We start from the raw sequence: 21,976 nt of genomic DNA, 5'->3' as shown, positions 1-21,976 counted from the left end.
TCAGATTTTCCGGAAGGACGCCTGGTGGTCCGAGATGGTCTTGCTCAGCCGGTCCAGCCGCTTCTTCAGCACGGCCTCGGCGAGGGATTTGTCCTGGACCTCGTTGCGCGGCACATCGGGTGGGTAGACGCCCGGTGAGCCGACGGGCGACATGGACCAGTGGTACGCCAGGGTCAGGAACGAGCCGGCATCGACGATGACACCCTCGTCGGGATCGTATCTGTAGCCGGCGTCGTCCATGATGTGCGCGACCTCCGGGTCGGTGCACGGCATGAGGCCCGCCTTCAGAAGCACCTCGGCGACTTCACTCAGCCGCCACTCGCCCACAGGCTCGCGCGATGTCGGCAGGGCCGTGCAGCCGCCGGCCTGCAGGCAGCGCAGGGTGTGGGCCGCGCAGTTGTTGGTCCAGGCACCCGCGGAGGAGGTCTCGCGCTCGCCAGGCGGCAGCATCAGGGGTTCGTGGGGGAAGCGTTGGCCCGGCACGGAGACGGTGCTGGTCAGGCCGCGGCCGAAGGCGCCTTTTTTCTCCAGCAGATGTTGGTCGGGATCGGTGCCGTAGGCGAGCGACCGGGCGTTCACATAACTCTCGTGCGCGGTGCGATCGTTGAATTCGCGCAAGGCGGCCCAGTTGTTCAGGTGGGCGAACTGGACCATGGGCGGGCCGGAGAGGTCGTATGAATGCCGGATCGGCAACGTGGTGAGCTCACGGGCCTTGTCGCCCAGCACCCGCTGGTGAAGGTCCGTGGTGTCGTAGGTGTTGGACGGCACCCCGACGATGCCCGGCATCAGGTTGCTCACAGGGTCTTGGGCCGATACCCTGATGGACTCGTGGTGGCAGACCGATGCGCCGCCATCCGGGGCGAACGCCATCAGCGAGACGTGGGTGATGCCACCCTTGTAGGTGTCCTGGTGGTAGCAGATGGCCGCCACGCCTTCGTGCGGCTGGCACGCCCGCAACCGCTTGCCGAGCCCGTTGAAGAAGGTGGTGCCCCAGGTCTCGTCGTGCTCGAAGATCTCGCCGAAGATCAGCCCCTTGGCCGCCAGGTCGGCGCACATCCTGTCAAAGACCTCCTTGGACAGCCCGGACGCTTCGAGGAACTGGCCGTGGAAGCGCTGGTTGTCGAGTCGTTCGGGGGCCGCCACGCCCTTGACGGGTCGAAACTGGATGGCACCGTTGTCGTCCGCCCCGAAATGCACCTGGGCCAACGCGCCGACATCCTGGGGATAGCGGCAGTCGGCCAGTGAGGCGGCGAAATGCATCACGGCCCGGGGTGAGCCCTCCAGTCGGGCCCATGCCACCAGGACCGCCCTGACGAAATCGACGCAGTTGGGGGCGTGCCGGGGCGCCTTGCCGTCGATCAGGAATGCGCGGAGGTCTTCGGCGCTGAGCATGTCGATGGGCTTGTCACCGCGCAGGGAGTAGAGGCCGAATTCTTCACCCCCGATGACCCGCGCCAGTGCTTCGAGGTGTTGGGGGGTGAGTTCACCGACGCCCGTGGACCGAGGGGTGTTGTCGAAGCGCTGTTCTGCCCACCGCGGGAGCGCAAGCCAGGTGAGGTTCTCGTATTCGACGTCTTTCCCACCCATGTCGGTGTGGATGGTGTCGCGGCGACGCACCGGCGTGTGGTTGTCGGGCTGATGGCCGATGGACCCCGGGCGTTCGGCGTCTGCGGGCTGGCCCAGGAAGCTTTGGAGCGAGGTGAATTCCGTGGCGTTCAGTCGGAAGGCGATGTGGCCGGTCTTCGACAGCGCGCCCTCGGGGTTGCGCCTCGTCTCGCTGAACAACAGCTGGGCGAATGGTTTGGCGTGGACCTTGACGAATGCGCTGCCCACGTGGGGGAGGCAGGTGCCGAGGGCGTTCCTGATGATGGGGTTCATGAGGGGCTCAGGCGCTGGCCAGCGCGGTGCGGGCCTGGTTGACGCGCGCCTGCAGCCAGGCCGGCAAGGAGGGGGTGCGTTCCAGCGCGTCCAGGGGCACGTCGAAGCGGTACGCCACCTTCCCCGAATTGGGCACGACCACGAAGCAGCCCGACACCTCGTCATTGGCGCGGGCGTTGTACTCCAGCAGTTGAATCTCGTTGCCGGGTTGATGGCCGAGGTCGACGTACACGACGAGACCCGAATCGCCTTTGGGAATCAGTCCGACGATGGTGCCGTCCACCTCGAAGTGAGGGGTCCGGGCGGTGCCCTGCCAGTTGTCCAGCTGGGTTTGCTCAAAGAGCTTGTGCATCAAGGCGGCATAGCGCATGGTGGGATCCTGGTTGAACGGCCGGGCCGTCTCGAGCGCGACCCGTCAGGAAGTAGTGCGGGGCCTGGCGGTTCGGTTCCGTCGGCGCCCGCCGAGCAGGGTTCCGGGGCCATTGCCGGTGGCCCCCGTGCGTTGTGCCGCCGCCCGGCACAATCGCCCGATGTCTTCCACCGCGTCCCCCTCCTTTTTTCGAGACGTCAACCTCTCGGCCGCCACGGCTGGCTTCGTGGCCGTGCTGGTGGGCTTCACCAGCTCGGTGGCCATCGTCTTCCAGGCCGCGCAGGCGTTTGGCGCCACCCCCGCGCAGATCACCTCCTGGATGTGGGCGCTCGGCCTGGGCATGGGCCTGTGCTCGGCCATTCCCTCGCTGGTGCTGCGCCAGCCCGTCATGATCGCCTGGAGCACGCCGGGCGCGGCGGTGCTGGCCACGGCGGGCCTGGCCGGCGGCTTCACCATGGCCGATGCCGTGGGGGCTTTCCTCATCAGCGCCGCGCTGATCGTGCTGGTGGGCGCCACCGGCTGGTTCGAGCGCGTGATGAACAAGATTCCGATGGCGATCGCCTCGGCCCTGCTGGCCGGCGTGCTGGCGCGCTTTGGCCTGCAGGCCTTCGCCGCCGCGCAGACCGCGCTGCCGCTGGTGGTGCTGATGCTGCTGGCCTACCTGTTGGGCCGGCGCCTGCTGCCGCGTTATGCGGTGCCGCTCACGCTGGCGGTGGCCATCGCCTACGTGGTGGCGCGGGGCCAGTTCAATGGCGGCGCGGTGAGCTTCGAACTTGCCATGCCGGTGTTCACCATGCCCGTCTTCAGCCTCGCCGCGTTCACCAGCCTGGCGCTGCCGCTGTTCGTCGTCACCATGGCCTCGCAGAACCTGCCGGGCGTGGCCGCGATCCGCGCGGCGGGTTACGACATGCCGATCTCGAAGATCATCACGCTCAGCGGCGCGGCCACGCTGGTGCTCGCGCCCTTCGGCGCCTTCGCGCTCAACCTCAGCGCCATCACCGCGGCCATCTGCATGGGCCCCGAAGCCCACGCCGACCCGAAGAAACGCTACACCGCCGCCGTGGTGTGCGGCGGCATCTACGTGCTGATCGGCCTCTTCGGCGCGGCCATCACCGGCCTGCTCATCGCCTTCCCGCGCGAGCTGGTCATGGCCATCGCCGGCATCGCGCTGCTGGGCAGCATCGGTGGCGGCCTGCACGCCGCGCTCAAGGACGACGCGCACCGCGAGGCCGCGCTCATCACCTTTCTCGTCACGCTCAGCGGCGTGGTCATCGGTGGCATCGGCTCGGCCTTCTGGGGCGTGGTCGCCGGCGCCGTCGCGCTGCTTGTGCAACAGTACGGACTCACCTCGAAAAAGCCCTGAACGAACAACGCCATGAAAAAGATCCTCGTCGTCGCCGACCCGCTCGAAGCCTTCAAGATTTACAAGGACACCACCTTCGCCATGATGCGCGAGCTGCAGCGGCGCGGCCACACGCTGGCGGCCTGCGAGCCCGAGCACCTGCAGTGGCAGAGCGGCCAGCCGGTGACGGCGCAGGTGCGCCACGTCACGCTCACCGGTGACGCCGAGGCCTGGTTCACCACCACGCGCGAAGGCCGCGAGCCGTTGCACAGCTTCGATGCCGTGCTGATGCGCAAGGACCCGCCGTTCGACAGCGAGTTCTTCTACGCCACGCACCTGCTGGAGCAGGCCGAGCGCGAAGGCGCGCGCGTGTTCAACAGCCCGCGCGCGCTGCGCGACCACCCGGAAAAACTCGCGCTGATGGAGTTCGCGCGGTTCGCGCCGGCCACGCTGGTGACGCGCCGGCCCGAGGCCATCCGCGCCTTCCACGCCGAGCACAAGGACATCATCCTCAAGCCGCTCGACGGCATGGGTGGCATGGGCATCTTCCGCGTCGGGCCCGACGGCATGAACCTGGGCTCCATCATCGAGACGCTGAACCAGGGCGGCGCCACCAGCGTGATGGTGCAGCGCTACCTGCCGGAGATCGTGCTGGGCGACAAGCGCCTGCTGCTGATCGGCGGCCAGGTCGCGCCCTTCGTGCTCGCGCGCATTCCGCAGGGCAGCGAGGTGCGGGGCAACCTCGCGGCCGGCGGCAAGGGCGTGGCCCAGCCGCTGAGCGACACCGACCGTGCCGTGGCCGAGGCCATCGCCCCCACGCTGGCCGCGCGCGGCCTGCTGCTGGTGGGGCTGGACATGATCGGCGACAAGGTGACCGAGATCAACGTCACCAGCCCGACCTGCTTCCAGGAGATCCAGCAGCAGACCGGTTTCGACGTGCCCGCGATGTTCGTCGACGCGCTGGAGGCGGCGCTCGCATGAGCGACACCCCCGCGCCTTCGGCCCAGCCGCGCAACCCGCTGCACGGCCTCACGCTGGAGGCGATCCTCACCGCGCTGGTGGACCACTACGGCTGGGACGGCCTGGGCGAGCGCATCCCGGTGCGCTGTTTCAACATCGACCCGAGCATCCCGTCCAGCCTGCGTTTCCTGCGCAAGACGCCGTGGGCGCGCGAGAAGGTGGAAGGGCTGTACCTGTTCATGCTGCGCGAACAGCGCCGCGCGGGCCGGGACTGACCAGCGCCAGCAGCGCGGCGGCCAGTGGCACCACCGCCTGCGCCGAACCCAGGGTGGCCAGCGTGGCCGCGCTGAGCAACAGCCAGGCCACCGCGCCGGCGCGCAGCGCCCAAGGCAGGGCGCGCGGGTGGGCGTCGAGGCAGAGCAGCAGGCCCAGCGTCGCGATGGCCGTGGGGTCGGGCGCCAGGCCGATCACCTCGGCCTGCGACCACGGGCGGCCGAAGACCAGGGGCAGCGCGGGATGCGGCCCCACCGCCCACAGCAGCAGGCCCAGGCCGAGCCGGCGGCGGCCCGGTGAGGTGGTGGCGTGGGGCCGGCGCCAAGCGAGCGCGAGCAGGCCCAGCGCCTGCAGCGCGAAGGCGATGGCGAAGGCACTCGCGGCCCAGTTGATCGGGGTGTAGCGCCACCAGAGAAAGCTCCAGGCCACCCAGGCCCACGCGAGCGCCGCGCCGATGAGGCCCACGCGCGCGGCCTGGGCAGGGCGGCGCCACAGGCCGATCGCCAGCGCCATCGCCAGCAGGCTGAAGACCCAGGGCGCCGGCCACCACGCGGCGTTCTGCAGCTCGAACAGCCGCCAGTAGGTGCGCGGCGCGAACATCAGGAAATCCGCCGGCCGGTAGGTCCACCATTCGCTCATGGCGTGGCCCTACAGCGCGGCCACGTCGCGCGCCATGCGCGCGCGCAGCGCCGCGTCGGGCAGGGGGCCGCGCGCCGCGCCCATGTTCTGCCGCAGGTGCGCGACCTGGCTGGTGGCGGGGATCGCGCAGGTCACGCCCGGGTGCGAGACCACGAACTTCAGCGCCACCTGCGCCCAGCCGTCGCAGCCGATCTCCGCCGCCCAACCCGGCAGCTTGTGGCGCGCGAGATCGCGCAGCAGCGCGCCCTCGCGGAAGGGCCGGTTCGCGAGCACCGCGATGCCGCGCTCCTGCGCCAGCGGCAGCAGGCGCTGCTCGGCCTCCCGGTCGAGCAGGTTGAGGCTGAGCTGCACGAAGTCGATCGGCTGGGTGCGCATGGCGCGTTCGAGCTCGGTGTGCCGCCGGCCTTCGGAGGTGGTGATGCCCACGTAGCGCAGGCGGCCTTGCGCCTTCATCTCGAACAGGCGCGGCAGGTGACCTTCCCAGCCCAGCAGGTTGTGCACCTGCATGAGGTCGAAGCGCGGCACGCCCCAGAAGGCCCGCGAGGCCTCCATCTGCGCGGCACCGCGCGCCGCGTCGCCCACCCACACCTTCTCGGCCGAGAACAGCGCGGCCGGGTGCCGGAGTTTCGCCAGCGCGTGGCCGATGGTGGGTTGCGAGGAGCCGTACATGGGCGAGCTGTCGATCAGCCGCCCACCGGCCTCGAAGAAGGCGCGCACCACCTCGGCACAGGCGTCGCGCGCCTGCGGGTCGTTGCCCACGTTGAAGGTGATCCAGCTGCCCAGGCCGACGACGGGCAGGGCCTCGCCGCTGGCCGGGATGCGGCGCGTGAGCAGGCCCGGTGCCGCCGGGTTGGCGGCCCAGGCCGGCCAGGCCGCGGCCAGCGGTGCGCCGAGCGCGGCGCCCAGCCACTGGCGGCGGTTGCCGCGGAACGGCGGAGGAAACATGGTGGCCTCCCGTTGGGGCGTGAAAGCCGGTGGGACGTGGCGCGGCGCCGGGAAGTTCCGGCCCGCGCGGCTTACTTCAGCAAGGGCGAGCGCAGGATGATCTGCACGGTGGCGAAGAAGTGTTCTTCCAGCGCCTTGAGCGCGGCGGGCTCGTCGCGCGCGAGCACCGCGTCCACCAGGCGTTTGTGTTCGGCCTTCACGTCGCGGTGGTGGTCGGTGTCCAGCGGCACCGAGAGCAGGCGGTATCGCTCGCTTTGCGCGTAGAGCAGTTCGCGCATGCGCAGCAGCCACACGCTGGGGCAGGCGCTCACCAGCGCTTCGTGGAAGGCGCCGTGGGCCTGGTTCCAGGCCGGCGCCTTGCGCGCCTCTTCGTCCGAGGGGATGTCCTGCAGCCGCTCCATGCGGTGCGCCGCCGCGACGATGCGGATCTCCCACTCCACGTCGCCGTGCTGCATGGCTTTGCTCAGGCAGAGCGATTCCAGCTCCACGCGCGTGCGCGTGAGGTCCAGCAGCTCTTCCCTGCTGACCGGCGCCACGCGGTAGCCCCGGTGGGACTCGGCGACCACCATGCCCTCGGCCCCCAGGCGCGAGAGGGCTTCGCGGATGGCGCCCAGGCTGACCTCGAACCGCTGTTCCAGCGCCTTGATGTTGAGTTTGGCCCCCGGCAGCAGGCGGCCCTCCAGGATTTCCGCCCGGATGAGCTGGCAGACGGTCTCGGCCTGGGTGAGTTTGGCGGCGGGGGTGGTCATGGCAGGCGAGATTGTATGAGGGAATGTACCAATGAGAAAAGAATAGATTATTTGTTGAAGGATACATCGTCGGTGATAGAGTCCCGACCCAGACACATTCACACACAGAGGAGCATTCGATGAAGTTGTTGCGTTTCCAGCGGGACGGGCGTGAAGGCTGGGCGGTGCAGGACCCGGCCAGCGGGGGCTGGCATGGCGCCACCGAAGGCGCCGCCGCCTACCCGGGCGCGCTGGACGCCGCGATCCGCGCGGGCCGCCCGGCGCTGGACGCCGCCGCCGCCGCGATGCGCGCCCAGCCGGCGGTGGATCTCGCCACCGTGCGCTTCCTGGCCCCGGTGGCCGAGCCGCGCAAGATCATCTGCGTGGGCCTGAACTACCGCGACCACACCGAAGAAAGCGGCTTCGAGCAGCCGGCCTACCCCACGCTGTTCTCGCGCTTCAACACCAGTGTGGTGCCGCACGGCGCGCCGCTGGAGCACGCGGGCCTGTCGGACTCGCTGGACTTCGAAGGCGAGCTGGTGGCGGTGATCGGCACCGGCGGCTCGTGCATCCGCCACGAGGACGCGCTCTCGCACGTGCTGGCCTATTCGGTCTTCAACGACGGCAGCGTGCGCGAGTACCAGTTCAAGACGCCGCAGTGGACCATGGGCAAGAACTTCGACCGCACCGGCGCCTTCGGCCCCTGGCTGGTCACAGCCGACGAGCTGCCGCCCGGCGCGCGCGGCCTTCGGCTGGAAACGCGCCTCAACGGCCAGACCGTGCAGTCGGCCAACACCAGCGACATGGTGTTCGACGTGGCCTCGCTCATCGTGACCATCAGCGAGGCCATCACCCTGGAGCCCGGCGACCTGATCGTGACCGGCACGCCCGCGGGCATCGGCCATGCGCGCGAGCCGCGCCTGTACATGCAGCCCGGCGACGTCTGCGAAGTCGAGATCGAGCGCATCGGCCTGCTGCGCAACCGCATCGAGGCGCGCGCGCCCGCGCCCACCCCTCACCACCCCGCCCCCAAAGAGGAGACAACCGCATGAAGCTCAACCGCCTGCTGGCCGCCATGGCCCTCACCACCTTCGCCGCGCTCGGCAGCACCGCCGCGCTGGCACAGGACTTCAAGGCGCGCAACGCGCGCTTCGGCCACGGCATGGCCGACGCCCACCCGGCCGGCCAGGCCGCGAAGCAGTTCGCCACCGAGATGGAGAAGGCCAGCGGCGGCAAGATGAAGATTGCCGTGATCGCCAACCAGGCCCTGGGCCCGGACCCGCAGATGCTGGCCGCGCTGCAGGGCGGCGTGCAGGAGTTCTACACCGGCAGCGCGCTCGCCATGCTGGGCCAGGTCAAGGAGCTCGGCTTCCAGGACGTGCCCTTCCTCTTCAACACCGAGGCCGAGGCGCACGCCGTGTTCGACGGCCCGGTGGGCGCCCACCTCAACGCCAAGCTTGCGGCCGTCGGCATCCACGTGTTGGGCTGGTGGGAGAACGGCTTTCGCCACATCACCAACTCCAAACGCCCGGTCAACACGCTGGACGACCTCAAGGGCCTGAAGCTGCGCACCCAGCCCAACCCGCTCACGCTCGACGCCTTCAAGGCCATCGGCGCCAACGCCTCGCCGCTGCCCTGGTCCGAGCTGTTCGTGGCACTGGAGACCAAGGCCTTCGACGGCCAGGAGAACCCGGTGGTGCTGATGTACACCCAGCGCTTCTACGAAGTGCAGAAGTACATGACGCTCTCGGGCCACGTCTACTCGCCGCTGATCTTCGCGGTGTCGAAGAAATACTGGGACAGCCTCTCGCCCGACGAGCAGAAGGCGATGAACACCGCCGCGAAGAACGCCACCGCGTTCCAGCGCAAGTCCACCGCCGCCGAGGCCGGCAGCGCGCTGCAGGGCATGAAGGACAAGGGCGTGCAGGTCACGCAGTTCTCGCCCGCCGACCTGCAGGCGATCCGCGACCGCGTGCCGCCGGCGATCGCGCCGCACCTGGAGAAGATCGGCCCCGAGTTCATGACCCTGGTGCGCAGCGAGATCGCCAAGGTGCGCACCGCGTCGAAGTAAGCCCGCCTTCTCAGGCGCTGTTCCTTCCCTCACACGACCGGGCCACGCGCCCGGTCGGCCTTGCCATGACCGCCTCGATTCCCTTGCCAGCCGCCGTGCTGGACGGCTTGCGCCAGCTGCTCGGCGAGCGCCTGTCCACCAGCCCCGCCGTGTGCGAGCACCACGGCCGCGACGAATCCATCTTCGCGCCCATGCCGCCCGCTGCCGTGGCCTTCGCGCGGCACACCGACGAGGTGCTCGCCATCGTTCGCCTGTGCCGCGAGCACCGGGTGCCGCTGGTGCCCTACGGCGCGGGCTCCTCGCTCGAAGGCCACACGCTGGCCGTGCAGGGCGGCGTCACGCTCAACCTGCAGCAGATGGACCAGCTCGTCGCGATCCACGACGAGGACCAGACCGCCACCGTGCAACCCGGCGTGACGCGCAAGGCGCTCAACGCCGCCTTGCGCGACAAGGGCCTGTTCTTCCCGATCGATCCCGGGGCCGATGCCACCATCGGCGGCATGTGCGCCACGCGCGCCAGCGGCACCAACGCCGTGCGCTACGGCACCATGCGCGAGAACGTGGTCAACCTCACCGTGGTCACGCCCGACGGCCAGCTGGTGAAGACGGCGCGGCGCGCGCGCAAGAGCGCCGCCGGCTACGACCTCACGCGCCTGTTCGTGGGCTCCGAAGGCACGCTGGGCGTGGTGGTGGAGGCCACGGTGAAGCTGCACCCGCTGCCCGAATCCATCCTGGCCGCGGTGTGCGCCTTTCCCAGCATCGACGCGGCGGTGCAGGCGGTGGTGCAGACCATCCAGGTGGGTGTGCCGATCGCGCGCTGCGAATTCGTCGACCGCGTGGCGATCCGCGCGCTCAATGGTTACAGCAAGACCGGCTTGCCCGAGCAGCCGCACCTGTTCTTCGAGTTCCACGGCAGCGAGGCCGGCGTGCGCGAGCAGGTCGAGCTGGTGCAGGCCATCGCGGGCGAACTCGGGGGCGAAAGCTTCCAGTGGTCTCACACACCCGAAGAGCGCACGCGCCTGTGGGAGGCGCGGCACAACGTCTACTTCGCCGCGCTGCAGCTGCGCCCGGGCAGCCGCAGCGTGGTGACCGATGTCTGCGTGCCGATCTCGCAGCTGGCCGACTGCGTGAACCAGACCGCGCAGGACCTCGCGCAGTCGGGCCTGATCGCGCCCATCGTCGGCCATGTGGGCGACGGCAACTTCCACGTGCAGATCCTGGTGGACGGCGACAGCGAACACGAGGTGGCGCAGGCCGAGGCGCTCAACGCGCGGCTGGTGGCGCGTGCGCTGGCGATGGACGGCACCTGCACCGGCGAGCACGGCATCGGCCTGCACAAGCAGGGCTTCCTGCTCGACGAGCTGGGCGAGGCGCCGGTGGCGCTGATGCGACAGATCAAGCACGCGATGGACCCGCACAACCTGATGAACCCAGGCAAGATCTTTTCCTTCTGAAGCTCGGCAACGCACCCCATGAAAACCCTCATCCACTGGTACTTCAAGGCGCTCGAGGGGGTCATGGTGTTGTGCCTGGCCGCCATGTGCGTCATGGTGTTCGGCAACGTGGTGCTGCGCCACGTGTTCGACTCGGGCATCAACACCTCGGAAGAGCTCTCGCGCTTCATGTTCATCTGGCTCACCTTCCTGGGCGCCATCGTGGCGATGCGCGAAGGCGGCCACCTGGGCATGGACATGGTGGTGCGCCGCCTCACCGGGCGCACCCGCTGGGTGGCGCTGATGCTCTCCCAGCTGCTGGTGCTCGCCTGCTGCGCCGTGCTGCTCTGGGGGCTGATCCTGCAGCACGGCATCAACGTGGCCAACATCGGCCTGGTCACCGGCCTCTCGCTGGCCATCGTCTATTCGGTCGCCTACCTGTGCGCGGCCTCCATCGGTGTGATGGTCCTCGCCAACATCGTCACCCTGCTGCGCGGCAAGGACCTGCCCGACCCGCAACTCACCGACGCCGCCTGAGCGCCCCTCCCATGATCGTCCTCATCTTCGTTTTTGCGCTGCTCGCGGCGATGGCGCTGGGCATGCCCATCGCCTTCGCGCTCATGGTCTCCAGCCTGGCCATGATGGCCTGGATGGACATCTTCAACGCCCAGATCCTGGCGCAGAACATGCTGTCCGGCGCCGACAGCTTCCCGCTGATGGCGATTCCCTTCTTCGTGCTGGCCGGCGAGCTCATGAACGCCGGGGGCATTTCGCGGCGCATCGTCGCGGTGGCGGGCGCCTGGGTCGGGCACTTCAAGGGCGGCCTGGGCTACGTGGCCATCTTCGCCTGCGTCATCATGGCCTCGCTCTCGGGCTCGGCCATCGCCGACACCGCGGCCGTGGCGGCGCTGCTCATCCCGATGATGCGCAAGGCCGGCTACGACATGCCGCGCGCCTCGGGCCTGATCGCCTCGGGCGGCATCATCGCGCCCATCATTCCGCCCTCCATCGGTTTCGTGATGTTCGGTGTGGTCGGCAACGTGTCCATCACCAGCCTGTTCATCGCCGGCATCGTGCCCGGCCTGTTGATGGCGCTCGCGCTGGTGGGCACATGGATGTACCAGGCCAAACGCGACGACATGCCGCGCGAACCCAAAGTGTCGATGCGCGAGCGCTGGTCGGCCACCTTCGCGGGCGTGTGGGCGCTGCTGCTGCCGGTGCTCATCGTCGGCGGCCTCAAGGGCGGTTATTTCACGCCCACCGAGGCGGCCGTGGTCGCGGTGTTCTATGCGCTCTTCGTGGGCTTCGTGGTGTACCGCGAGCTCAAGGTGGCGCAGCTCTATGCGCTGCTGCTCGCGGCTGGCAAGACCTCGGCCGTGGTCATGTTCCTGGTGGCCGCGGCGCAGGTCACTGCCTGGCTGATCGCCGCCGCCAGCATCCCCATGGTGGTGGCGGACATGCTGCAGCCGCTGGCCGACTCGCCCACGCTGCTGCTGATCGTCATCATGCTGCTGGTGATCGTGGTGGGCACGGCGCTGGACTTCGCGCCCACGATCCTGATCCTGGTGCCGGTGCTCATGCCGGTGGTGCGCATGGCCGGCATCGACCCGGTGTATTTCGGCGTGCTCTTCATCATGAACAACGCCATCGGACTCATCACGCCGCCGGTGGGCACGGTGCTCAACGTGGTCTGCGGCGTCTCCCGCGTGCGGCTGGAGTCGGTGATCCGCGCCGTCTCACCCTACCTGCTCGCGCAGCTCGGGGTGCTGTTCCTGCTGGTGTTCTTCCCCCAGCTGGTGCTGGCGCCACTGCGCTTCCTCACGCGCTGAGCCAGCGGGGCGGGGCGCGGTCCGCGCGCCGGGTACAGTACGGCCCACGTTCAACACCCGGAAAGTGGACTCACGATGGCGACTCGGCGCAGCAACACGGCGGTGCGACAAGGGCGCAAGGTGCTCAACCTCGCGGGTTACGTCACCTCCCACCTCACGGTGCTGGCCAACCGGCTCTCCAGCGGCGCCTCGCGGCTGTACCTCCAGCGCTATGGCATCGGCATCATCGAGTGGCGCGTGCTGGCCATGCTGGCGGTCGAGCCCCGCATCTCGCCGGTGCGCGTCTGCCAGGTCATCGGGCTGGACAAGGGCGCCGTCAGCCGCGAGATGCGCAAGCTCGAAACCAAGGGCTATCTCACGGTGGAGGAAGACCCCGAGAGCCCGCGCCGGCACACGCTGGCGCTCACGCCCGAGGGGTATGCCGTCCACGACGAGGTCATCCGCGCCGCTCTGGAGCGCGAACGCCGCCTGCTCAAGGGCCTGTCGGCCAGCGAGGTGGAGACGCTGCTGGACCTGCTGGTGCGCACCACGGCCAACGTCCCGTTCGTGAACGAGTACGAGCCGCCCGAGGCCGCCCCCGCTCCACGCCCGCGCAAGAAGAAAGCCTGAGGCGGGCGCGCCCGCCGCGCTCAGTCCCTGGCGCGCGCTTCGTCGCCGTCGGTGGGCCGGGGCACCACGTGGCTGAGCGAGGGCGGGATCTCGCCCGTGCCCGGGTTGCCGATGCGGCGGCGGAACAGCTCGGTGCGCGCCAGCAGGATGGTGGTGACCGGCACCGTGAGCGAGAGGAAGATGATGATCAGCCAGGCGTGCAGCGAGAGCCGTTCGTCCTGCGCCGAGAAGTAAACGATGCTCGCCAGCGTGACGCACCAGGCCGAGAAGCTGAAGGCCAGCGCGGGCGGGTGCATGCGCTGGAAGAAGGTCTTGAAGCGCACCACGCCGATGGCGGCGGTGAGCGTGAAGATGCCGCTGAGGATCAGCAGCAGCGCCACCGGGATTTCGGCCCAGAGCGAGACACCGGCCGGCATCATCATTCGATCACCTCGCCGCGCAGCAAAAACTTGGCCATGGCGGCCGAACTCACGAAACCGAAGACGGCGATCAGCAGCGCCGCCTCGAAGTACATCGCGCTGCGGTAGCGGATCGCCAGCACCATGAGCACCAGCATGCCGATGGTGTAGATCAGGTCCATGGCGAGCACGCGGTCCTGCGCCGAGGGGCCGCGGTACAGGCGCAGCAGGCCCAGCGCCATGGCGAGCACGTAACAGGCCAGCGCGAAGACGATGGCGCCAAAGAGGAAGGGACTCATTCGAAGATCTCCATCAGGGGACGCTCGTAGCGCTGCTTGATCAGCGCGATTTCGTGCGGCGCGTCCTTGAGGTCGAAGATGTGCACCAGCAGCGCACTGCGGTCCAGCGCGATCTCGGACCAGATGGTGCCCGGGATCACGCACATGATGGCGGCCAGCACCGCCAGGCCGTTGGGGTCGCGCAGGTCCAGCGGCACGGTGATGAAGCCGCCCTGCGGCATGTGCTCGCCGCGGCCCAGCGTGCCGCGCAGCACGCGCCAGTTCCATTCGATCACGTCGACGCCCACGCGCAGAAAGAGTTTGACGGCCACCCAGGGGTGGCTGAAGCGCACTGGCGTCGGGCGCAGCGACTGCGTGAGCAGCGGCACCGCGAAGCCCAGCACCAGGGCCATGAGCCATTGGCCCAGGCTGTAGGGGTTGTTGAGCACCAGCCACAGCGCGACCAGCGCGAGCGACAGCAGGGGGGCGGGGAACAGGCGCCGCATCATGGCTGCTTCTCCGGCACGGGCACGCCCAGGCGCTCGGCGTTGGTGGGGGTGGGCAACGGCTGGGCCGAGAACACGGCGTCGATGTAGCCGCGTGGGTGGTACAGCGAACTCGCGGTGGCGGCGGTGTAGCGCATCACCGCCTCGCCGCGCACCGTGAACAGCACGCACAGGCCGATCAGCACCGCGATGGGCACGTACTCGGCCACGCGCAGCATGTGCCCGCCGCGCTCCATCGGCGCCCAGAAGAAGCGGATGCCGGTGCGCGAGAGCGCCACCAGCGCGAACAGGCCGGAGGTGATCACCAGCACCATCAGCGTCCAGCTCGCCGCGCTCACCGCTGGTGTGCCGCTCTGCAGCGGCAGCAGCGCCGAGAGCATGGCGAACTTGCCGATGAAGCCGGAGAGCGGCGGCAGCCCGGCCACCAGCACGGTGCAGCAGATGAAGGCCAGGCCCAGCAGCGCGGTGGTCGCGGGGATCGCGCGGCCGATCAGCACTTCCTCGTCCTCGTCGAGGTTGGCGGTCTTGGCGATTTCCAGGTCGGCCAGGGCGAACGGCAGGTGGTCCTCTTCGTCTTCCGGCGCGCGCTGGCTCGCAGGGTCGGTGCGCGAGCGGTCCATGAGCTCGGCCAGCAGGAAGAAGGCCGCCACCGCCAGGGTGGAACTCGGCAGGTAGTACAGCGCGCTGGCGGTGAGCTCGGGCCGCGCGAAGCCCAGCACCGCGAGCAGCGTGCCCGAGGACACGATGACCGAGAAGCCCGCCAGCCGTGCGGGCCGCTGCGAAGCCAGCATGCCGATGGCGCCGAAGGCCAGCGTGGCCATGCCGCCCCAGGCCAGCCACTCGCTGCCGAAGCCCGCCGAATGGCCGGCCTCGGGCGAGAAGAGCAGGGTGGACAGGCGCAGCAACACGTAGATGCCCACCTTGGTGAGCAGCGCGAACATCGCCGCCGAGGGCGCGCTGGCGCTGGAGTAGGCCGGCACCAGCCAGAAGTTGAGCGGCCACATGGCGGCCTTGGCGAGGAAGGCCACGGCCAGGATGGCGCAGGCGGTGTGCAGCAGCGCGCGGTCGGCCGAGGCCACGTCCGGAATGCGCGCGGCCAGGTCAGCCATGTTCAGCGTGCCGGTCACGCCGTAGATCATCGAGGCGCCCACCAGAAACAGCGAGGACGCGGCCAGGTTGATCGAGATGTACTGCAGACCGGCCTTCACGCGCGAGGGCCCCGAGCCGTGCAGCAGCAGGCCGTAGGACGCGGCCAGCATGACCTCGAAAAACACGAACAGGTTGAACAGGTCGCCGGTGAGGAAGGCCCCGTTCAGGCCCATGATCTGGATCTGGAACAGCGGGTGGAAGTGCGCGCCGGCCTTGTGCCAGCGCGCCAGCGCGAACAGCAGCGCCATCAGCGCCACCATCGCGGCCAGCAGCAGCATCAGGCCCGAGAGGCGATCGAGCACCAGCACGATGCCGAAGGGCACGTCCCAGTTGCCGGGCAAATAGACGCCGAACGCGCTCGGCCCCTCGCCCTGCTTGCTCCAGAGCAGCAGCGCCACGGCCACCGCCAGGTTGATCACGGTGGCGCTCAGGCTGATGGTGGCCTTGGTGCGGTGCCGCCGGTCGCCCACGAATAGCAGCAGGCAGGCCGTGACCAGCGGCAGCAGGATGGGCGCGATCATCAGGTGCGGCATGAGCGCCGCGGTGATCGACTGGATCAATCCTCCCGTCACTCCGCGTCCCCCTGTCCGTCCACATGGTCATTGCCGAAGAAGCCGCGCTGCGCGAGCAGCACGACCAGGAACAGCGCGGTCATGGCGAAGCCGATCACGATGGCGGTGAGCACCAGGGCCTGCGGCATCGGGTCGTCGTACTGCAGCAGCGTGGCTTCCAGCCCGGGCGTGAGCACGGGTTCGCTGTCCACCGAGAGCCGGCCCATGGCGAAGATGAACAGGTTGACGCCGTAGCCCAGCAGGCACAGGCCCATGATGACCTGGTAGGTGCGCGGGCGCAGCATCAGCCACACGCCGCAGGTGGTGAGGGCGCCGATGGCGATGGCCATGACGAGTTCCATCAGTGAGCTCCTTCTTCTTTTTCCTGCTCGACCTTGGCCTGGCGGTGGCCGCGCACCGACTGGTGGCCCAGCGCGGTGAGGATGAGCAGGGTGGCGCCCACCACCAGGGTGAAGACGCCGATGTCGTAGAACAGCGCGCTGGCGACGTGGATGTCGCCCAGCAGCGGCAGGTGCAGGTGGGCCGTGTGCGTGGTCAGGAACGGGTAGCCGAACCAGAACGAGCCCAGGCCGGTGGCGGTGGCGGTGAGCAGGCCGGCGGCGATCCAGCGCTGCGGCATCAGCTGCATGTTGGCCTCCACCCACTGCGTGCCCGAGACGATGTACTGCAGGATGAAGGCGGTGGAGAGCACCAGCCCGGCCACGAAGCCGCCGCCGGGTTCGTTGTGGCCGCGCATGAAGAGGTAGACCGCGATCACCGCCGCGATCGGCAGCAGCAGGCGCACCAGCACCGCCGGCACCATGAGGTAACCCTGCGCGGTGTCTTCGGCCAGCTGCGGGTTCACCAGGTCGGTGTCCAGGTCGGCCGGCAGGGCCAGCTGCTGCGGCGGCAGTTCGGTGCTCTCGGGCGAGGGCCGGAAGCGGCGCAGCAGCGCGTACACCGTGAGCGCCACGATGCCCAGCACCGTGATCTCGCCCAGCGTGTCGAAGCCCCGGAAGTCCACCAGCATCACGTTGACCACATTGGTGCCGCCGCCTTCGGGCAGCGCGCGCTCCAGGAAGAAGGGCGAGATGCTTTGCGGGAAGTCGCGCGTCATCACCGCGTAGGACAGGCCGGTCATGCCAGCGCCCGCGGCCAGCGCCAGCAGCAGGTCGCGCGAGCGCCGGGCCTTGGCTTTGGTGCGATCCCACAGCGGTTCGCGGTCGTCCTGCACCTCCAGCCGCTTGGGCAGCCAGCGCAGGCCGAGCAGGATCAGCACCGTGGTCACCGCCTCGACCGAAAGCTGCGTGAGCGCGAGGTCGGGCGCGGAGAACCAGGCGAACGTGATCACGGTGGTGAGGCCGGACACGCTCATGAGCGCCAGCGCGGTGAGCCGGTGGTACTTGGCCTGCCAGACCGCGCCGATGGCCGCGCCCACGCCCACCACCCAGAGCAGCGCGAACATGGGCGAGAACGGCAGCAGCGTGCGATCGCCGGGGGAGAGCACCGGGTTGGGCACGGCCAGGCGGAACGCGGCCACCGCGCCCACCACCGTCACCAGCACCAGCAGGAACAGCTGCGGCTGCAGGCGCCGCGTGCCCAGCAGGCGCAGGGCGCTGCGGGCGGCGGCGGTGAGCCGGGCCATGGTGTGGTGGAACAGGCGCTTGCCGTTGAACAGCCCCACCAGCGGTGCGCGCTGGATGCGCCCGCTCTGCAGGGGCTTGCGCAGCAGCAGGTACAGCACGATGCCACCGGCCAGCGCGAGGAAACTCATCCACAGCGGCAGGTTGAAGCCGTGCCAGACGGCGAGGTCGAACTCGGGCAGGGTGCCGCCCACGACCGGCGAGGCGGCCGTGCCCAGGATGTGCTGGATGGACCACTGCGGCACGATGCCCACCACCAGGCAGGCCAGCACCAGCACCTCGATCGGCACGCGCATCCAGTGCGGCGGCTCGTGCGGCACGCGCGGCAGGTTGGCGCAGGTGTCGGGGCCGAAGAACACGCGCGCGGTGAAACGCAGCGAGTAGGCCACGCTGAACATGCCGGCGATCACCGCCGCCGTGGGCAGCAGGCGCTGGAACCAGGGCGCCGCGCTCACGAACACGGCCTCGGTGAAGAACATCTCCTTGGAGATGAAGCCGTTGAGCAGCGGCACGCCGGCCATGGCCGCGCCGGCCACCACGGTGAGCGTGGCGGTCACCGGCATGTAGCGTGCCAGGCCCGAGAGGCGGCGCATGTCGCGCGTGCCGGCCTCGTGGTCGACGATGCCCACCGCCATGAACAGCGAGGCCTTGAAGGTGGCGTGGTTGATGATGTGGAACACGGCGGCCACCGCGGCCAGCGGGCTGTTCATGCCCAGCAGCGTGGTGATCAGGCCCAGGTGCGAGATCGTCGAGTAGGCGAGCAGGCCCTTGAGGTCGTTCTGGAAGATGGCCGCGAAGCCGCCGATCAGCAGCGTGATCAGGCCCGAGCAGGTGACGATCCAGAACCACTCGTCGGTGCCCGCGAGCACCGGCCACAGCCGCGCCAGCAAGAACACGCCGGCCTTGACCATGGTGGCCGAGTGCAGGTAGGCCGAGACCGGGGTGGGCGCGGCCATGGCGTGCGGCAGCCAGAACTGGAACGGGAACTGCGCGCTCTTGGTGAACGCGCCGAGCAGGATGAGGATGAGCGCGGTGGTGTAGAGCGGGTGGGCGCGGACCACGTCGCCGGCGCGCAGCACGACGTCGAGGTCGTAGCTGCCGACGATGTGGCCGAGCACGAGCACGCCGGCCAGCAGGCACAGGCCGCCCGCGCCGGTCACGGTGAGGGCCATGCGCGCGCCGCGCCGCGCGTCGCGGCGGTGGTGCCAGTAGCCGATGAGCAGGAAGGAGAAGAGGCTGGTGAGTTCCCAGAACAGCACCAGCTGGACCAGGTTGCCCGAGAGGACGACGCCGCTCATGGCGCCCATGAAGGCGAGCAGGAAGGAGAAGAAGCGCGGCACGGGGTCGTCGGGCGACATGTAGTAGCGCGCGTACAGGACCACGAGGGAGCCGATGCCGAGCACGAGCATGGAGAACATCCACGCGAAGCCGTCCATGCGCAGCACGAAGTTCAGGCCGAGGGAGGGCAGCCAGACGAATTCCTGCCGGATGACGCCGCCGGCGGCGACTTCAGGGAAGTACATCGCGGCCTGCACGGTGCAGAAGAGTGCGATGGCGCCGGCCAGTGTGGACTCGGTGTTGCGCGCGTTCGCGGGCAGCAGCGCAGCGATGAGGCTGCCCACGAAGGGGAGGGCGACGAGGAAGATCAGGGAGACGTGCATGTGGCTTCGAGTTTAGTGGCATGAGTTTGCAGGGCCTCGAGGGTTCCCCCGTGGGGGGGGGTGTTGTGGGTTTTTTCTCTTTGCGCTCGGCTGCTTCGCGGTGGGCCGAGGGTGGGGACCGAAACACACCTGTGCACGCAAGCCTTGTGTGCCTGGACCACCCGACCTTGCCCACACAGAGGCGAGAAGCTTTATGGCACCATGCCCGGTTGCCCCGCCAAGACCCAGACGCATGACCGCCCCCCGCCACGGCCCCCTGATCACCAACCTCGTCGCCCAGCTCGCCTTCGGTCTGCTGGCCATGACCATCTGCATCCCCTCGATGCAGGAGTGGGGCGCGATCTTCGGCTCGAGCCAGGCAGCGGTGCAGCTCACCTTCAGCGGTTACGTGGTGGCCTATGGCGGCCTGCAACTGCTGTATGGCCCGCTGTCCGACCGCCTCGGGCGCAAGAAGATCCTGCTGCTCGGCATCGCGCTGGGCGGTCTCGGCTCGCTGCTGGCCGCGCTCGCGGGCGATCTGCTCATGCTCACCGCCGCGCGCGTGCTGCAGGGCGCGGGCTGTGCCGCCGGCATGGTGGTGGGTCGCGCCATGGTGCAGGACCTGTTCGACGGCCCCGAGCGCACCCGCGTCATGGCCTACATCGGCATGGCCATGGGCCTGGTCCCGCCGCTGGCCACCATCATCGGTGGGCAGCTGCATGTGCGCCTGGGCTGGCAGGCCAACTTCGTGCTGCTGACCGGGCTGTCCCTCGTGCTGTTCATCGCCGCCTGGCGCGGCCTGCCCGACCACACCGCCCCAGCCGAACCGCAGCAGACGCACTGGCTGCGCGACATGGCCTCGTCCTACGCGCAGCTCGCGCGAGCCCCAGGCTTCCTGCTCTACGTGGCCCTGCTCTCCATGACCACCGCCACCTTCTACGCCTTCCTCGCGGGCGCGCCCATCGTGCTCGGCAGCTACGGCGTGGGCCCGGCGGGCATCGGGTACCACATCATGCTGGTGCCGCTGGCCTACATCGTCGGCAACTACCTCACCACGCATCTCGTGCACCGCATCGGCGAACGCACCGTGATGCGCCTGGGGCAGGGCAGCTCGCTGCTGGGCATCGGCCTCATGCTCGCGCTCGCGCTGGCCGGGGTGGACACGCCGCTGGCCCTCTCGCTGCCCCTGCTGCTGCTGGGCATGGGGCACGGCCTGCTGGTGCCGCCCACCCTCATCGGCACCGTGGGCCTGCTGCCGGCGCTGGCGGGCGCGGCCGCCGCCGTGGCCGGCCTGATGCAGCAGCTCATGGGCGCGGTGGGCGGTTTCGTGGTGGGTCTGGTGCCGCACGACGGCGCGGTGAACCTGGGCTGGCTGATGCTCGCGCTCTCGGCCTGCGCCGCCGTGGCCATGGCGCTGCTGCAGCGCGGCCAGGCCGCCCGCCCGGCGGCCGGCTGATCACACGCCCGAACAGGGGCGCCGGTATACTGGCCCGACCATGCGCCCTTGGCTTGCCGCCGTCTTCGCCCTGCACCTCTTCCTGAGTGTGGGTGCGTGGGCATTCGGGCCTTCCCATGGGGTGGAGGCCGTTCAGGCCAGCCACGCGCAGAGCCTGGTGATCGAGGCGGTCGCTGCCGCCCAGCCGACGCCCGACGACGGCCTGAGCGCCGACCCTTGGCCCGAGCACGGCCTGGCCGATGCCCAGGCCGACCTGCCCGAGTGCCTGGACGCGCCCATCGCCACCTCCGGCCCGGGCGAACACCTGCGCACACCGTCGCCGCCCCCGGCGCAAGACCTCACGCCGCCCGTGCTCGACGGGCTCCAGCGACCGCCGCGCGGCCTGCTCGCCCTCGCCTGACCGTTTCCGCCGCGCGGCCCTGAGGCCGCTCCGGCGCCCAGGTGTCCCCTTTTTCGCCAGGCCGCTGGCGCCCGTTCCATGGAACTGCTCACCGACCCCAATGTCTGGATCGCGTTCGCGATGCTCACCGCGCTCGAGATCGTGCTCGGCATCGACAACATCATCTTCATCTCGATCCTCGTGGGCCGGCTGCCGCCGCACCTGCGCGACAAGGCCCGCCGCCTCGGCCTGGGCTTTGCCATGCTCTCGCGGCTGGCGCTGCTGTTCACCCTGAGCTGGGTCATGGGCCTCACGGCCGACCTGTTCACCGTGGTCGGCCAGGGCATCAGCGGGCGCGACATCGTGCTGCTGCTGGGCGGTCTGTTCCTGCTCTACAAGGCCTCGCACGAAATCTTCGTCGAGGTCGAGGCGCGCGAGCAGCACGGCCCGGCCGCGACCGACAGCGCCGAGCTCAAGGCCGCCGGCAGCAAGTTGTTCTGGGGAATCATCGGCCAGATTGCCATCATCGACATCGTGTTCTCGCTCGACTCGGTCATCACCGCCGTGGGCATGGTCGACCAGATCAGCGTGATGGTGGCCGCCGTGGTCGTGTCGGTCGGCGTGATGCTGGTGGCGGCCCGGCCGATCGGCAATTTCGTGGACGCCCACCCCTCCGTCAAGGTGCTGGCCCTGGCTTTCCTGGTCATGGTTGGCATGGCGCTCACCGCCGAAGCCTTCGACCGCGAAGTGCCCAAGGGCTACATCTACGCCGCCATGGCCTTCTCGCTCGCGGTCGAGGCGCTCAACATCCGCGCCCGCGCCAAGCGGCAGGCCCTGGCCGCGCGCCAGGGCACCTGACCACCACTTCTTTTTCTCTCACTCACCCTTCCATTGCTTTT

General features: G+C 69.5%; 23 protein-coding genes. 12 read left to right on the top strand and 11 right to left on the bottom strand.

The window, feature by feature from the left end:
- Together AC1Q9M_RS21505 and AC1Q9M_RS21500 are read right to left on the bottom strand one after the other, a co-directional pair.
- Window positions 1-1,878: a hypothetical protein gene (locus tag AC1Q9M_RS21505; protein WP_492435676.1), complete on the bottom strand. Its 1,878-nt coding sequence runs from the start codon at window positions 1,876-1,878 to the stop codon at window positions 1-3.
- Between the two features lie 7 nt (window positions 1,879-1,885).
- Window positions 1,886-2,248 carry a type III secretion system chaperone family protein gene (locus tag AC1Q9M_RS21500; protein ID WP_382153294.1) on the bottom strand — a complete coding sequence of 121 codons (363 nt, stop codon included), beginning with the start codon at window positions 2,246-2,248 and terminating at the stop codon, window positions 1,886-1,888.
- 160 nt (window positions 2,249-2,408) lie between these two features.
- Between AC1Q9M_RS21500 and AC1Q9M_RS21495 the strand changes: the two genes are divergently transcribed.
- The 3 genes from AC1Q9M_RS21495 to AC1Q9M_RS21485 are packed head-to-tail and all read left to right on the top strand — an operon-like array spanning window position 2,409 to window position 4,825.
- Entirely contained in the window at window positions 2,409-3,611 is a 1,203-nt protein-coding gene (locus AC1Q9M_RS21495) for a benzoate/H(+) symporter BenE family transporter (protein WP_382153297.1), read from the top strand.
- 12 nt (window positions 3,612-3,623) lie between these two features.
- On the top strand, window positions 3,624-4,571 hold the full coding sequence (gene gshB, locus AC1Q9M_RS21490) for a glutathione synthase (RefSeq protein WP_492435673.1): 948 nt from the start codon (window positions 3,624-3,626) through the stop codon (window positions 4,569-4,571).
- Window positions 4,568-4,825 carry a VF530 family protein gene (locus AC1Q9M_RS21485; RefSeq protein ID WP_382153304.1) on the top strand — a complete coding sequence of 86 codons (258 nt, stop codon included), beginning with the start codon at window positions 4,568-4,570 and terminating at the stop codon, window positions 4,823-4,825. Before gshB ends, AC1Q9M_RS21485 begins: the two co-directional genes overlap by 4 nt.
- On the opposite strand, the gene AC1Q9M_RS21480 is transcribed toward AC1Q9M_RS21485, so the two are convergent.
- The 3 genes from AC1Q9M_RS21480 to AC1Q9M_RS21470 form a co-directional block, all read right to left on the bottom strand.
- Entirely contained in the window at window positions 4,788-5,462 is a 675-nt protein-coding gene (locus AC1Q9M_RS21480) for a DUF6064 family protein (RefSeq protein WP_444687652.1), read from the bottom strand. The genes AC1Q9M_RS21485 and AC1Q9M_RS21480 overlap by 38 nt on opposite strands.
- Before the next feature lie 9 nt (window positions 5,463-5,471).
- Window positions 5,472-6,407 carry an aldo/keto reductase gene (locus AC1Q9M_RS21475; RefSeq protein ID WP_492435671.1) on the bottom strand — a complete coding sequence of 312 codons (936 nt, stop codon included), beginning with the start codon at window positions 6,405-6,407 and terminating at the stop codon, window positions 5,472-5,474.
- A gap of 71 nt (window positions 6,408-6,478) precedes the next feature.
- Window positions 6,479-7,156, bottom strand: a complete 678-nt coding sequence (locus AC1Q9M_RS21470) for a GntR family transcriptional regulator (RefSeq protein ID WP_382322214.1) — start codon at window positions 7,154-7,156, stop codon at window positions 6,479-6,481.
- Between the two features lie 119 nt (window positions 7,157-7,275).
- On the opposite strand from AC1Q9M_RS21470, the gene AC1Q9M_RS21465 reads away from it, so the two are divergent.
- The 6 genes from AC1Q9M_RS21465 (at window position 7,276) to AC1Q9M_RS21440 (ending at window position 13,077) form a co-directional block, all read left to right on the top strand.
- Window positions 7,276-8,187 (top strand): fumarylacetoacetate hydrolase family protein, encoded by a 912-nt coding sequence (locus AC1Q9M_RS21465; RefSeq protein WP_492435669.1) that lies wholly within the window; start codon window positions 7,276-7,278, stop codon window positions 8,185-8,187.
- Complete coding sequence (locus tag AC1Q9M_RS21460) at window positions 8,184-9,206, top strand: TRAP transporter substrate-binding protein (protein WP_382153319.1); 1,023 nt, start codon at window positions 8,184-8,186, stop codon at window positions 9,204-9,206. The genes AC1Q9M_RS21465 and AC1Q9M_RS21460 overlap by 4 nt, the downstream gene beginning before the upstream one ends.
- A 65-nt stretch (window positions 9,207-9,271) precedes the next feature.
- Window positions 9,272-10,660: an FAD-binding oxidoreductase gene (locus AC1Q9M_RS21455; protein ID WP_444687650.1), complete on the top strand. Its 1,389-nt coding sequence runs from the start codon at window positions 9,272-9,274 to the stop codon at window positions 10,658-10,660.
- Window positions 10,661-10,678: 18 nt separating this feature from the next.
- On the top strand, window positions 10,679-11,176 hold the full coding sequence (locus AC1Q9M_RS21450; protein WP_382322211.1) for a TRAP transporter small permease: 498 nt from the start codon (window positions 10,679-10,681) through the stop codon (window positions 11,174-11,176).
- Window positions 11,177-11,187: 11 nt separating this feature from the next.
- Window positions 11,188-12,468 carry a TRAP transporter large permease subunit gene (locus tag AC1Q9M_RS21445; protein ID WP_492435666.1) on the top strand — a complete coding sequence of 427 codons (1,281 nt, stop codon included), beginning with the start codon at window positions 11,188-11,190 and terminating at the stop codon, window positions 12,466-12,468.
- 75 nt (window positions 12,469-12,543) lie between these two features.
- On the top strand, window positions 12,544-13,077 hold the full coding sequence (locus AC1Q9M_RS21440) for a MarR family winged helix-turn-helix transcriptional regulator (protein ID WP_492435664.1): 534 nt from the start codon (window positions 12,544-12,546) through the stop codon (window positions 13,075-13,077).
- Window positions 13,078-13,097: 20 nt separating this feature from the next.
- Here AC1Q9M_RS21440 and AC1Q9M_RS21435 read toward each other — a convergent pair whose 3' ends face one another.
- From AC1Q9M_RS21435 to AC1Q9M_RS21410, 6 genes are read right to left on the bottom strand one after another with little or no spacing between them, the layout of a single operon-like run.
- Complete coding sequence (locus tag AC1Q9M_RS21435) at window positions 13,098-13,499, bottom strand: Na+/H+ antiporter subunit G (RefSeq protein WP_382153333.1); 402 nt, start codon at window positions 13,497-13,499, stop codon at window positions 13,098-13,100.
- Complete coding sequence (locus AC1Q9M_RS21430) at window positions 13,496-13,774, bottom strand: K+/H+ antiporter subunit F (RefSeq protein ID WP_291116828.1); 279 nt, start codon at window positions 13,772-13,774, stop codon at window positions 13,496-13,498. The genes AC1Q9M_RS21435 and AC1Q9M_RS21430 overlap by 4 nt, the downstream gene beginning before the upstream one ends.
- Window positions 13,771-14,262: a Na+/H+ antiporter subunit E gene (locus AC1Q9M_RS21425; RefSeq protein WP_382153336.1), complete on the bottom strand. Its 492-nt coding sequence runs from the start codon at window positions 14,260-14,262 to the stop codon at window positions 13,771-13,773. Before AC1Q9M_RS21425 ends, AC1Q9M_RS21430 begins: the two co-directional genes overlap by 4 nt.
- Entirely contained in the window at window positions 14,259-15,941 is a 1,683-nt protein-coding gene (locus tag AC1Q9M_RS21420) for a monovalent cation/H+ antiporter subunit D (protein ID WP_382328626.1), read from the bottom strand. The genes AC1Q9M_RS21425 and AC1Q9M_RS21420 overlap by 4 nt, the downstream gene beginning before the upstream one ends.
- A gap of 35 nt (window positions 15,942-15,976) precedes the next feature.
- Window positions 15,977-16,321, bottom strand: coding sequence for a Na+/H+ antiporter subunit C (locus AC1Q9M_RS21415; RefSeq protein ID WP_382322208.1), 345 nt, complete (start codon window positions 16,319-16,321; stop codon window positions 15,977-15,979).
- Window positions 16,321-19,263 (bottom strand): monovalent cation/H+ antiporter subunit A, encoded by a 2,943-nt coding sequence (locus AC1Q9M_RS21410; RefSeq protein WP_444687649.1) that lies wholly within the window; start codon window positions 19,261-19,263, stop codon window positions 16,321-16,323. The genes AC1Q9M_RS21415 and AC1Q9M_RS21410 overlap by 1 nt, the downstream gene beginning before the upstream one ends.
- A 232-nt stretch (window positions 19,264-19,495) precedes the next feature.
- On the opposite strand from AC1Q9M_RS21410, the gene AC1Q9M_RS21405 reads away from it, so the two are divergent.
- The 3 genes from AC1Q9M_RS21405 to AC1Q9M_RS21395 all read left to right on the top strand — a co-directional run bounded on the left by AC1Q9M_RS21405 (window position 19,496) and on the right by AC1Q9M_RS21395 (window position 21,935).
- On the top strand, window positions 19,496-20,698 hold the full coding sequence (locus tag AC1Q9M_RS21405) for a Bcr/CflA family efflux MFS transporter (RefSeq protein ID WP_492435660.1): 1,203 nt from the start codon (window positions 19,496-19,498) through the stop codon (window positions 20,696-20,698).
- A gap of 40 nt (window positions 20,699-20,738) precedes the next feature.
- Window positions 20,739-21,098 (top strand): hypothetical protein, encoded by a 360-nt coding sequence (locus AC1Q9M_RS21400; protein WP_492435658.1) that lies wholly within the window; start codon window positions 20,739-20,741, stop codon window positions 21,096-21,098.
- 78 nt (window positions 21,099-21,176) lie between these two features.
- On the top strand, window positions 21,177-21,935 hold the full coding sequence (locus AC1Q9M_RS21395; RefSeq protein ID WP_382153348.1) for a TerC family protein: 759 nt from the start codon (window positions 21,177-21,179) through the stop codon (window positions 21,933-21,935).
- The last annotated feature ends 41 nt before the right edge of the window (window positions 21,936-21,976 follow it).

It is taken from the genome of Hydrogenophaga sp. GW823-FHT04C09 (assembly GCF_058796355.1).
This window is presented reverse-complemented; position numbering and strand designations above follow the sequence as displayed.